Here is a 12723-nt window from a genome sequence, read left to right on the forward strand (position 1 = left end):
GACCTCACTCGGCGCCGCCTCCGCGTCGCTGGGCGGGGAGCGCGGCGGCCACCTGGCTGAAGTAGGGCTGCTGGCGCCACGCAGCCAGGTCGCCGACCACGTACAGCCGCCGACGAGCGCGGCTTACCGCGACGTTGAGCAGGTTGACGCTCTCCGCCGCCCATGCTCGTGCGCCGGGCTTGTCGGGATCACCACCGAGTACGAGCAGCACGACCTCCGCTTCGCGTCCCTGGGCGGTGTGGATGGTCCCTGCCGTCAGCCCCGGGTAGTCGTGCTTGAGAGCGCCGAGACGATCCGCGACCGAACGGAAGGGCGAGATGGCGATGATCTCATCCGCTCCGACGCCGAGCCCGAGCAGGTAGTCGATCGCGCTCCGGGTGCGCTGCAACTGCCCGGGCTGCAGGTGGCTGCCGGGAGTCGTCGCCGGCTCATCTGCCCAGTGGCTGGGCGTGATGCGAGGACCGTCGGGTCCGTCGAACCGGTCCGGAGGCGTCGCGTGTGACCTGTCGGGCACCGCGTGGAACATCAGTCCCGCGTACGCCATGCGATTGCAGATCGTGAACATCGGATCGTCGCACCTGCGGTGGACGCGCAGCGGTGCGCTCACCCACACGGTCTCGTCGCCCTGAGGCAGGGATGTGCCGAAGCGGGCCACCCGATCGGCGAGGGTCTGCACCGACGCACGAGGCGGGATCCACGCGGGAGTCACCCCATGCGCCTTCGCGAGCGCCCCGACGGTCTTCTGCGGCACGGAGATGATCGGCGGGAGCTGGAGGGGATCTCCGACCGCCACGACCCGTCGAGCCCGCCAGATCGAGGCGGCGGCGTGCTGCGGTGCTGCCTGGCCGGCTTCGTCGATGAGCAGCCAACCGAGCGCTTCGCGTCCGAGCGAGCCGAACATGCGGCCCGATGACGCGAACGTGGTGGAGATCGCGGGGACCACGAGGAAGAAGAGCTGCCACGCCGCCTTCAGCTTCTCGCTCTCGAGGTCGGCAGGAGAGCTGCCGGCCACTACCTGGCATGCGGCGCGCAGACCACGGACCATGGTCGACGCCGCGTTGGCGAGGAAGTCGCGGTGCAGATCCAAGGCCGCGAGGAACAGATCGGAGCGCGCCGCGTCGAGCGTCGCGTCGAGCCAGGGCGCGATCATCTCCCTCTCGTGATCCGCTCGGCCAGCCCCGGGGCGGGGCCCGGGCACGCGGGCGTCGTCCGCCTCGCACTCCTTCGTGGTCGTCGCCAGACGATGGCGAACCGCGGAGAGCTCCTGGCGGGCGGCACGCACCTCCTCCGCGGCACGTGCCCGGGCGACGCCATCGGCTTCGGAGCGTCGTCGCTCCTCGTCGTCGCGGGCCGCGGCCTGGTCCCGCGCGACCTCCAACGGCCGCAGCGCCAGACGCCACTCACGGACCGCGCGTCCGAGGGTGAACAAGGTCTCCCCGAGGCCCGGCTTGACGAGCACATGGTCCTGGATCCTGCCCGCCGCGCGATCGAGCGCCGCAGTGGCCTCCGCTCGTGCGACGGCATGAGCCGCGGACTCGGTCTCCACCTGCGCCGCCCAGGTCTCCAGGCGCACCACCGCGCCCGCGGTCGCGTGCTCCTGCTCCCTCAGGCGCGGGAGCAGGCGGCGTCTGGCGTCCGCCTCGCTCCGCTCGCGGATCAGGTCGTCGACCCTCCGCTCGGCGATCTGGAACGCACGCCGAGCGTCATCCCACGGACGGAACGCCTCCGACCCGTCCCTCCACTGGGTCAGCAGCTCCTGCATGCCCCGTACGGGCGCACGACCATCCGCCGCGCGCCCGTCGCTCTGCTCTCCGAACCAGAAGGAGGAGAAGAACGTGCTGCGGTTCTCCTTCCGCCCGAGCCTCGCCGCGACGAGTCCCCACGCCTCCGCGCCGTCGCTGTCCGAGGACGGCGTGGACGCGCCGTTCCTCCTCATGACCAGGGACGCGAGCTCACCGAAGTAGTCCGCCGATCCCTGCCACCTCTCGTCGATCGCGTCGCGTCCGGGGATCTGCGAGGAGATGTTCTCCACCGCGGAGTTGTTGGACGACGCCACGACCATCTCGAAGCCCGTGAGCTCGGGTCGGAGCTGCGGCACGGACATCCTGTGGCCCTGAGGTCCGTTCCACTGGTGGACGACGGACGTGAACGCGTCCTCGGGCTTCGTCAGGGCGGACAGGCGACGGGCGCGCTCGGTGACGTTGCCCGCCAGGATGTCGCGCAGCATCGTCGTCTTGCCCGTCCCGGGCGGGCCGTTCACCCCCATGAGGCCAGCCGTCGGCATCAGGTCGTGCAGCGCGAGGTCGACGGCGAACTGCTGGCTGGTCGCGAGCGGATGCGACGGCTTCGTGGGCCATCTGCCCTTCGGGAGCCGCTCGATCCCGGCGCCTGCTTCCATGGCGTCGATGTCCGCGACCACGTCGACGCGCCGATCCGCCGCCAGGTCCCCGTCGCCGGTGAGGTAGGCCGACAGGGCGGCTCCCACCTCGCCCTTGGCGACCTGCTCGGACACGGAGGTGAGGTCCTCGAGGTGGAAGCTGTTGAGGAAGTCGATCTCGGGTGCGCCCTCCGCGGTCCGGAGCGACATGGGGACGCTCTGGATCCGGATGGCGTCGGTCGCGAGGTCGGCATCGCCCACCAGTCCCGCCGAGGCATGGGCCAGCTGGAGGAGTCCGCTGAGGGCCTCATCGTCGAGGGGAGCGAGGCCGGCTTCCCCCGCCTCCGCACGCACACCCTCGTGCTCGTCGACCGCTCCGGTCCATGCCTCCGCCGCGCGGCCGAACCCGTCGATCCACTCCCGGCTCGTCGTAGCCGAGCTCGACAGGTGTCCGACCGCCCAAGAGGCCGACGACAGGATCGCGGAATCGGGGACGTACCTGCCGTCGTCGTCGACGAGCAGGCCAGCCGCCGCCGTCGTGCCGCCCGGGCGTTCCTGGTAGGCGTCGCGATCCTCGGGGAACAGGGCGTGCAGTCGCGCGAATGTCGCCTCGAGGGGATACGCACTGAGGTACACGGTGTGCCGCCATACGCGCTTCGAGCCGTGACGCGGAGGGGGCGGGGCCATCGTCTTCCACGGCAGGGGATCACCAGGACGCCAGGCCGTGACCCGGGCCTCGGAGGTGTCGGTCCGAGAGGTGATCGAGGGGGCCGCCTGCGGATTCAGCAGCTCCAAGAGCAGCCAGAAGCGCAAGGTGCGGAGCTGATGGTCCTGCGTGCGTCGTTCGTCCATTCGGACATGATCACGGATGGCCGCTGGCTCGGGGGCGCCGCACTCCGAGGGCGCGGCGCGTGGTATAGCGGCTACTGGTCGTGCCGGGCCGCGCGGAGATGCGCCGCCCGGCCACCCTCACCGCACCATCCGCACCGTGACCATCTCCGCCCCCTGGTACATCTGCCGCTCCACCCCGCCGTCGCGCGTGAACCCGTTGCGCCGGTAGAACGCCTCCGCGCGCGGGTTGTCGTCGGCGGCCCAGAGGTAGGCGGGGGAGTCGCCGACGGCTGCGTCGAACAGGGCCTGGCCGGCTCCCGAGCCGTGGGCGGACGCGATGACGTTGATCGCGTAGAGCTGGAAGGGGCGGGGCGGATCCTCGTCGCGCGCCGGTCCCGAGAGGGCGAAGCCGACGATGCGGTCGCCGATGAGCGCGACGAAGGGCGGCGCTGCGGACGAGGAGGTCAGCGTGCCGCGCCAGTCCTCGGCGCGCGCCGCGACGTCGAGCCCGTCGAGGTACGACGCCGGCAGCAGGTGCGCGTACGTCTCCTGCCAGGTGCGGATGTGGACCGCGGCGATCCCGTCGGCGTCGGCGGGCACGGCGGGGCGGACGGTCGGTGCGGCGGTCATGCCGACACGATACGGGTGCCGTCCGCCGTGGACGGGCCGTCGATGCGAGACCGGGCCGTCGATGCGAGACCGGGCCGGGAACGCGGACGGTCGCGGACGCATCGAGGGGCGGGGCGCATCCACCCCGCCCTCGACCACCCGTCGCTACCGCGCCGTCGCGCGCTCCCGCTCCCGGAGCTCGACCGCGACGGATCCGGCCGCGTCGTCCTCGCCGCGGGAGCCGGACCCGGACCCGGACCCGGCCCCGGACCCAGCCCCAGCCCCGGCCCCGGACCCGGCCCCGGACGCAGCAGCACCCCGCCGCCCCGCGACCGCCTCCCGCGCCGGATCCTTCGCCGCGAGCGCCGCCGCGATCGTCAGCACCGCGTACAGCCCGATGTACGCGCAGAGGATCCACGGGGATCCGCCGCCCCACTGCAGGAACAGCACGGCGAGCAGCGGCGTGAGGCCGACGGAGAAGATGCTGCCGACCTGGTAGCCGAGCGAGACGCCGCTGTAGCGGACGCCCGTCGGGAACTGCTCGGCGAACCACGCGGCCTGCGGGCCGTAGATCGAGTCGTGGAAGACGTTCATGCCGAGCGCGAAGACGAGCGGCAGGAGCAGCAGCGGGCCGGAGTCGAGGAACGCGAAGAACGGCCAGATGAGGATCCCGATGCCGGCCGCGCTCGCGATGGTGAGGCGGCGGCGGCCGACCCGGTCGGAGATCCAGCCCCAGAGCGGCGTCGTCAGCACGCTGAGCGCCGAGACGATGAGCACCGATGTGAGAGCGACGCCCGAGTCGCCGCGCTTCTGGGCGAGGTAGGACAGCGTGTAGACGGTGAGGATCGAGTAGAGCGCGGGCTGCACGAGGCGGAGGCCGGCGGTGATGAGCACGGCGCGCGGGTGCTTCCGCAGCACGACGCCGAGCGGGAAGCGCTCCACCTGCCCGGCGGCCTTGATGTCGCGGAACTCGGCGGCGTCCTCCACGCGGAGGCGGATCACGAGGCCCACGGCCACGAGCACGGCGCTGAGGAGGAACGGCAGGCGCCAGCCCCACGCGAGGAACGTCTCCTCGCCGAGGCCGAAGCGCGTGGCCGCGAAGACGCCGGTGGCCAGCAGCATGCCGCCCGCGGATCCCATCTGCGTGAACGCGCCGAAGAGGCCGCGGCGGTGGGCGGGGGCGTGCTCGACGGACAGCAGCGCGGATCCGCCCCACTCGGCACCCGCCGCGATGCCCTGCACGAGACGCAGGAAGACGAGGCCGACGACGCTCGCGAGGCCGATGGTCGCGTAGGTGGGCAGGACGCCGATGAGCGTCGACGCGATGCCCATGAGCACCAGCGAGTAGACGAGCATGCGCTTGCGGCCGATGCGGTCGCCGAGGTGCCCGGCGACGATCCCGCCGATGGGCCGCGCGAGGAACCCCACGCCGTACGCGGCGAACGACGAGAGCAGGCCGACCGCGGGCGTCTGGTTCGGGAAGAACTGGCTGCCGAACACGAGCGCGGACGCCGTGGCGTAGAGGTAGAAGTCGTAGTACTCGACGGTGGTGCCGATGAACGACGCCGTGAGGACGCGGCGTCGGCGGCGGGACACGTCGGCCGGAGCCTCGGGCGTGGCGGGCGAGGCGGGTCCGCCGGGCGGCGTGGCGGGCGGTGCGGCGGATGCGGCGGGCGGGGCGGTGGTCATGGCGTCTCCAGCGGTGCGGCTGCGGTGCAGGGGGAGGCCGGGCGGGGATCCGCTCGGGTGCCGCCCACCGTGGCCCGTGATCCCCCGCATGGGGAAGGCCCGCGGTCACGCCGCGTAACGCCCGCCGGTCACGGGACGTCACACGCGGAGGGGACTGCGGAGCGAGCCGAGCGCGTCACGGCGGACACCGCACCGGCGGACGCCCCGCACGCACGAGGGCGGTCGGCGGGCATCGCGCCCACCGACCGCCCTCGGCGCGTGGTGCCCCGTCAGTTCGCGACGGCCGCCGCCAGGTCGTACGCGTCGTGCTCCGTGCCCTGCCAGACGGGGCCGAGCACGTGGCTGCTGTCGCCGTAGTGCTCCGCGACGTTGGCGAACTGCGGGCCGTCGGCGGTGTCGCCCGCGAAGACGGGGCTGCCGGAGGATCCGGCGTTCATGTCGCAGGGGAGCGCGAACTCCTCCACGGACACGCCCTCGGTCAGGCCGCCGCACCGCTGCAGCGTCCGGCCGTCGAAGCGGCCCGCGGCCGGGTAGCCGTAGACCGCCGCGCGCTCGGCGTTCGACTGGTCGAACAGCACGGGCGAGGCGCCCACGACGCTCTGGATGTCGCGACCGGAGGTGTCCCGCTTCACGGCGAGGAAGCCGCTGTCGTCGAACTGGTCGTTCTCGTTGCGCTCGTACCAGCCGGAGGGGACGTAGCCGGTGATGATCGGCCACGCGCCGGAGGCCGAGGGCCCGGAGTCGAAGCCGGGGTAGAAGATCATGTGGTCCGAGAAGACCTGGTGCTGGGTGATGCAGTGGCCCGCGGTCGCGATGGTCGACCGATTCGCCGACTCGACCACGTTGGCCGTGCACGCGTAGCCGACTCCGGCCTGCATGTAGTACATCCGGCCGATGTGGGAGACCGGGGCCGCCGGGACGGCGCGGGCGGAGTCCGCGGCGGCGTCCGGGCGCACGGCGTCGGAGCGGGCCGCGTCGTCCGACGTGGCGGTGAGTGCGTCCGCGTCGATCGCGGCGGCGCGGCGTTCGGACGTCCAGAACGCGACGGCGTCGTCGGCCTGCGCGCTCGTCACGTCGACGGCGACCCGGACGGCGTCGGCCCTCGGCGCGATCGCGGTCGCGTGCTCGGCGGCGGTGGCCGACGACGCGGCGCCCAGGAGGGCGGCGCCGAGGCAGACGGCGGCGACGGCGGCGAGGCGCCGTCGGGCGGGGGGAGCGGTGCGGTGGGGCATGGGGATCCTCTCGGGAGCACTGGGGTGGGGACCGGGCGCGGACGGCGTCCGCGCCCGGTCGATGCGTCGTGGAGCCGTGTCGGCTCCGGGATCACACGGCGATGGCCGCCGTGAGGTCGTAGGCGGACTCCGCGTCGTCCTGCCAGAGCGGACCGACGTTGTGCGTCCCGTCGGACGACAGCTCGGCCACGTTCCCGAACTGCGCGCCGTCGGGCCCGTCGCCCTGGAGGATCGGGCCGCCGGACACGCCGCCGGTCATGTTGCAGGCGAGGTCGATCTGCATGGCCGAGGTCGCGTGGCCCGGGCCGGCGCAGCGCTCCAGCTCGCTCCCGTCGAAGGGGGGCCCGGCGGGGTAGCCGTACATGCTGGCCTCCTGCGCGGCCGGCTCGAAGAAGCGGACGGGGGACGCACCGGCGACGCTCTGGAGGTCGTCTCCCGCGGCGTCGTGGCCGACGGCGAGGAACGCCGTGTCCTCGGCCTGGTCGCCGTCGTTCCGCTGGTACCACCCGGTCGTGACGTTGCCGCCGACGACGGGGAACTCGCCGACGGCGGGCTGGCCCTCCTCGTAGCCCGGGTAGAAGACCATGTCGGTCGAGAACACCTGGTGCGAGGTGAGGCAGTGGCCGGCGGTGGCGATGGTCGACCGGTTCGCCGACTCCACCACGTTGGCGCTGCAGGAGAAGTAGTCGCCGTCCCGGTGGATGAAGAGGCGGCCCATGTGCGACACCGGCGCGATCCGCTGCGCGTTCGAGACGGCGGATGCGGCCGACGCGGCGAGCGCGTCGTGGGCGGGCGCGGATCCGCTGACGCCGTCGAGGTCGATGGCCGCGGCGCGACGCTCCGGGGTCCAGACCGCGACGGCGGACGCGGCCTCGGCGCTCGAGACCGAGAAGCCGACGGCCGACGCCGAGCCGGACGCGGAGATGGCGGCGACGGCGGGTGCCGTCGACTCGTGGGCGGACGCCGCGGAGGCGACGCCCAGGAGGGCGGCCGTGAGGCCGATGACGGCGACGGCGGCGAGGGGCCGGCATCCGGAGGGGGTGATGCGAGAGGGCATGGAGCATCTTTCGGAGAGGGCCACGGGCTCGTGGCGGAGACGACGCGGACGGTCGTCCGCGCCGTGATGCGGGTGGTGCCTGTCTCCTGGTGCGGCGATCCCGACGGCGGATGCCGGCGGTGGGGGACGACGTCGCCCGCGTGACGCGGAGCGCTCGTCGTCCCCCGTGCGGGATCAGGTCCCGATCGCCCCGGTGAGGTCGTGCGCCGACTGCGCCGCCGCCTGCCAGAGCGGACCGATGTTGTGGGTGACCGTGTAGTCGTACTCGGCCACGTTCGAGAACTGCGCGCCATCGCTGCCCGCGCCGGCGAAGATCGGGCCGCCGGAGACGCCACCCGTCATGTCGCACGCCAGGTCGATCTGCGCGGTGCCCGCTGCCGTGCCCGTGCCGATGCACCGGTCGAGGTGCTCGCCGTCGAAGCGCCCGACGGCGGGGTAGCCGTACGCCGAGACGAGCTGCGTGGCCGGCTGGTCGAAGAGCACGGGCGATGAGCCGACCACGCTGGCGACGGTGTCCCCGTCGCTGTCGGGCGCGACGGCCATGAAGGCCGTGTCCTCCGCCTGGTCGTCGTCGTTCTTCTGGTACCAGCCGGTGAGCACGTTGCCGCCGACGACGGGCCAGACGCCGTAAGGGGAGCCGCCCGACTCGTACTGCGGGTAGAACACCATCTTGGTCGAGAAGGTCTGGTCACGGGTGACGCAGTGCCCGGCCGTCGCGATGGTCGAGCCGTTCGCGGAGTCGACCACGTTCGCCGAGCAGAAGTGGCCGGAGCCCTCCTGCACGTAGTAGATGCGACCGATGTGCGACACGGTGGCGACCTGCTCGGCCTGGTCGTTGGTGCGCGCGGCGTCCGAACTCACGGCGTCCGATGCGGCGTCGCCGGAGCCGGAGTCCTCCGTCGCGGCGGCCAGGCGCTCGGGCGTCCAGTAGGCGACCGCGTCGGAGCCCTGCGCGGCGGGCACCGCGACGCGGACGACGGACGCGGACGCGTCCCGGTGGGCGGCGGACGCGGGTGCCGCGGCGCCGAGGAGGGCGGCGCCGAGGCAGACGGCAGCGATCGCGGCAGATGTTCGACGGTGCGAACGCGGGTGATGGGGGTGCATGAGGGACCTTCCTGGCGGGGGAGTGACGGCGCGGACGAGCGTCGGCGCCGGAGGGGGGCAGGTGCAGGTGCAGGTGCAGGTGCGGGTGCGGGTGCGGGTGCAGGTGCAGATGGAGAGGAGGGCACGGGCCGGGCGCCAGATCGTGGCCCCGCGTCCGTGTGCGCTGACGGTAGCGGCTGCTGGGGCGTTCCTGTGTGCGCGGTGCACAACTCCCATGTGACGGACCGCTACATCCGCCGGGCCCGCATTTCCCCACCCGTGCGACGCTGGGATCCCGACGAGAGGACCCCCATGCCCGACGCCCGGCCCCCGCTCCGCTTCGCCGCGTTCGTGATGAACACCGCGAGCCACATCCAGCACGGGCTGTGGCGCCACCCGTCGGCGCGGCAGCACGAGTTCGACGACGTGCGCCTGTGGGTCGACCTCGCGCAGACGCTCGAGCGAGGCCGCTTCGACGCCATGTTCTTCGCGGACGTGGTCGGGCTCTACGGTCCGGGCGACGGCGCCTACGACGTGAACGCGCGCGAGGGCCTGCAGTTCCCGAGCAACGACCCGTCGGTGCTGATCTCGGCGCTCGCCGTGAGCACCGAGCACCTCGGCTTCGCGTTCACGAGCTCCGTGCTCCAGGCGCACCCGTTCGACTTCGCGCGCAAGGTCTCGACGCTCGACCACATCACGCGCGGGCGCATCGCCTGGAACGTCGTGACGAGCGCGCTCGACGGCGCCGCCCGCAACTTCGGGCACGACGGCCTCGAGGACCACGACGCCCGCTACGCCTGGGCCGACGAGTACCTCGACGTCGTCTACAAGCTGTGGGAGGGTTCGTGGGACGACGACGCGCTCCAGCGCGACAAGGCGCGCGGGGTGTTCTCGGACGCGTCCCGGATCCACCGCATCGACCACGAAGGGCCGCGCTACAGGGTGGCCGGCCCGCACCTGTCGTCGCCGTCGCCGCAGCGCACGCCCGTGCTGTTCCAGGCCGGATCCTCGCCCGTGGGCCGCCGGTTCGCCGCCCGGAACGCGGAGGCGCAGTTCATCCTGTCGTCGACGCCCGAGAAGACCCGCGCCCTCATCGAGGACACCCGGGCGCTCGCCGTGGACGCCGGACGCCGGGCGGACGACCTCTCCTTCTGGCTCGGGCTCTCCTTCATCACGGGCAGCACGGAGGAGGAGGCGAAGCGCAACGAGGCCGAGATCGACGAGTACCTCTCGGCCGACGGGTTCCTCCTGCACTCCAACCTCGGCTTCGACCCGAAGACCGGCGAGCAGCTGGATCCGGCGACACCGCTCTCCGAGGTCGAGACGCAGGCCGGGCAGAGCCACCTGAACTGGCTGCGCGAGGCGTCGCCCGACCGTGAGCCGACCATCGCCGACCTCGCGCGGCTCTCCGCGAAGCTGCGCGGTCGCGTGGTGGGCACGCCCGAGCAGATCGCGGACGTGCTCGCGGGCTGGCAGGAGGCGGGCGTCGACGGCATCAACGTCATCAACTGGACCCTGCCCGGCAGCTACGAGGACTTCGTCGACCACGTGACGCCGGTGCTCCAGGAGCGCGGCCTCCAGCAGCGCGAGTACGCACCCGGCACGCTCCGGCACAAGCTCACGGGACGCGACCGGCTGCCGGAGTCGCACCCGGCGGCGGCCTACCGGGGCGCGTTCTCGTGACGGTCGCCTCAGCGTCGGGCTCCTCCACCGCCGAGCTGCGGGCCGAGTTCCTGCCGCTGTTCGACCGGATCCGCGAGGGCGCCGTCGCCCGCGAGCGTGCCCGGGAGCTCGCGTTCGACGCCGTCGCGCTGCTCCGCGAGGCGGGTTTCGGCGCGATCCGCCTGCCCGTCGCCGACGGCGGGCGCGGCGCGTCCCTGGCCCAGCTCGTGGAGCTCGTGGTCGAGCTGTCGGCGGCCGACGCGAACGTCGGGCACCTGCTCCGCGGCCACTTCGGCTACGTCGAGCTCGTGCTGCGCCGGCCGCCGGGTCCGGCACGCGAGGAGTGGATCCGCCGCATCGCGTCCGGCGCCATCGTCGGGAACGCCACCAGCGAGCAGACCGGGAACACGCTCGCCGACATCTCGACGACGCTCACGGAGCGCGACGGCCGCTGGCTCCTCGACGGCACCAAGTACTACTCCACCGGCACGCTCTACTCCGACTGGATCTACCTGGCCGCCGGTCGCGCAGCCGCCGACGGCGTCGAGCGCGTGACGCTCGCGATCCCGACCGATGCGCCGGGCGTCACCGCGGTCGACGACTGGGACGCCTTCGGCCAGACGCTCACCGCGAGCGGCACGACGACCTTCGAGGCCGTGGAGGTGGATCCGGCGACCGTCACCGCCTACCGCGAGGCGCCGCTGAGCCACATCCAGGCCTTCTACCAGCTGTACCTCGTGGCGGTGCTGGCGGGGATCGCGCAGGAGGTCGAGCGCGACGCGGTGGCCTTCGTGCGCAGCCGCACGCGCACCTACATCCACGCCACCGCGGCGCTCCCGAAGGACGACCCGCAGGTGCTCGAGGTCGTCGGCCGGATCTCCACGGCCGCCTTCGCCGTGCGCGCCACGACGCTCGCGGCCGCGTCCCTGCTCGACGAGGCCGTCGCGAGCGCCCCGCCCGGCGAGGCGCTCGACCGCCCGACGCTCGACGCCGCCGAGAACGCCGTCTACCAGGCGCAGGTGCACGCGGTCGACCAGGTGCCCGCCGCCGCGACCCTGCTGTTCGAGGTCGGGGGAGCGTCCGCCACCTCCCGCGAACGCGCGCTGGATCGGCACTGGCGGAACGCGCGCGTCGTCGCGAGCCACAACCCGGCCGTCTACAAGGCCCGCGCGATCGGCGAGTTCGCGGTCGCGGGCCGCGGGCCGGTCGGCGCGTGGGCGGCCTACGACAGAGTGGGCGCGACGCCCTTCCCGCGTTGACGGGGCCCCGCGCTGACGGGGCCCTGCGCTGACGGAGCCGGCCGGGTCCGCGGCGCCAGCACCCGCCGTCAGTGGACCGAGAAGCCGCCGTCGACCGCGATGGTCTGACCGGTGACGTACGCGGATCCCGGCCCCGCGAGGAAGACGGCGGGCGCCGCGAAGTCGGCGGGCGAGCCGTTGCGGCCGACCAGGGTGCGCGCTGCCAGCGCGGCGACCGTGGCCGGATCGGAGCTCAGCCGCTCGTTCAGGGCCGTGGGCACGAAGCCGGGGACGAGCACGTTGGCGGTGACCCCGTGGGCCGACCACGCCTCCGCCTGGGAGCGGGCGAGCGCCTCGACGGCGGCCTTCGACATCCCGTAGGCGCCGCTCGCGGCGAACGCGCGCTGCGCCTGCTGGCTGCTGACGTGGATGACGCGGCCGTGGCCGCGCTCCGCCATCGCGGGCAGGAGCCGCTGGCCGAGGACGAACGGCGCGTCGAGGTTGACGGCCATGGTGGCGTCCCAGACCTCCTCGTCGAGCTCGGCCAGGGGCGGGCGGAGGTTGATGCCGGCGCAGCACACCAGCACGTCCACATCGCCCGCCGCGAGCGCCCGGTCCGCGAGCAGGTGCGCGCCTGGCCGGGTCGAGAGATCGGCGACGATGCCGTCCGCCGCCCCGCCCCGTGCTCGGATCCCCGCCACCGCGAGGTCGATCGTGGCCTCGGTGCGCGCGGCGACGAGCACGTGCGCGCCGGCCGCGGCGAGCGCCTCGGCGATGGCCCGTCCGATCCCGGAGCTGCCGCCGGTCACCAGCGCCGTGCGTCCGTCGAGTCCGAAGAGCTGCTGCAGGTGCATCGGGTCAGGGTACGGTGCGCACGAGCGGCAGGAGGCGATCGCCTGCTGCTGCGCTCCCCGCGGCCGTCGTCGGCGCCGGCTTCCTCCTCAC

The 12723-nt window shown here is 73.4% G+C and carries 9 protein-coding genes; 2 read left to right on the top strand and 7 right to left on the bottom strand.

Features of this window, described 5'->3' with window-relative positions:
• Positions 1-4: 4 nt before the first annotated feature.
• From PED38_RS15535 to PED38_RS15560, 6 genes are all read right to left on the bottom strand, one after another.
• Positions 5-3013, bottom strand: a complete 3009-nt coding sequence (locus PED38_RS15535) for a DEAD/DEAH box helicase (protein WP_254654550.1) — start codon at positions 3011-3013, stop codon at positions 5-7.
• A 333-nt stretch (positions 3014-3346) separates the two neighbouring features.
• Entirely contained in the window at positions 3347-3838 is a 492-nt protein-coding gene (locus tag PED38_RS15540) for a GNAT family N-acetyltransferase (RefSeq protein ID WP_270981899.1), read from the bottom strand.
• 144 nt (positions 3839-3982) lie between these two features.
• On the bottom strand, positions 3983-5506 hold the full coding sequence (locus tag PED38_RS15545) for an MFS transporter (protein WP_270981900.1): 1524 nt from the start codon (positions 5504-5506) through the stop codon (positions 3983-3985).
• A 269-nt stretch (positions 5507-5775) separates the two neighbouring features.
• Positions 5776-6738, bottom strand: a complete 963-nt coding sequence (locus tag PED38_RS15550; RefSeq protein ID WP_270981902.1) for a trypsin-like serine peptidase — start codon at positions 6736-6738, stop codon at positions 5776-5778.
• A 91-nt stretch (positions 6739-6829) separates the two neighbouring features.
• Complete coding sequence (locus PED38_RS15555) at positions 6830-7795, bottom strand: trypsin-like serine peptidase (protein ID WP_270981903.1); 966 nt, start codon at positions 7793-7795, stop codon at positions 6830-6832.
• Between the two features lie 174 nt (positions 7796-7969).
• Positions 7970-8899, bottom strand: a complete 930-nt coding sequence (locus PED38_RS15560) for a trypsin-like serine peptidase (protein WP_063072201.1) — start codon at positions 8897-8899, stop codon at positions 7970-7972.
• A 291-nt stretch (positions 8900-9190) separates the two neighbouring features.
• Here PED38_RS15560 and PED38_RS15565 point away from each other — a divergent pair, with 291 nt between their 5' ends.
• A complete protein-coding gene (locus PED38_RS15565; protein ID WP_063072200.1) occupies positions 9191-10561 on the top strand; it encodes an LLM class flavin-dependent oxidoreductase in 1371 nt (456 codons plus the stop codon).
• Complete coding sequence (locus PED38_RS15570) at positions 10558-11799, top strand: acyl-CoA dehydrogenase family protein (RefSeq protein ID WP_270981904.1); 1242 nt, start codon at positions 10558-10560, stop codon at positions 11797-11799. The genes PED38_RS15565 and PED38_RS15570 overlap by 4 nt, the downstream gene beginning before the upstream one ends.
• A 68-nt stretch (positions 11800-11867) precedes the next feature.
• Here the strand turns inward: PED38_RS15570 and PED38_RS15575 are convergent, their stop codons facing one another.
• On the bottom strand, positions 11868-12632 hold the full coding sequence (locus tag PED38_RS15575) for an SDR family NAD(P)-dependent oxidoreductase (RefSeq protein WP_270981905.1): 765 nt from the start codon (positions 12630-12632) through the stop codon (positions 11868-11870).
• Between the last annotated feature and the right edge of the window lie 91 nt (positions 12633-12723).

It is taken from the genome of Clavibacter sp. CT19 (assembly GCF_027858075.1).
Taxonomy (GTDB): domain Bacteria; phylum Actinomycetota; class Actinomycetes; order Actinomycetales; family Microbacteriaceae; genus Clavibacter; species Clavibacter tessellarius_A.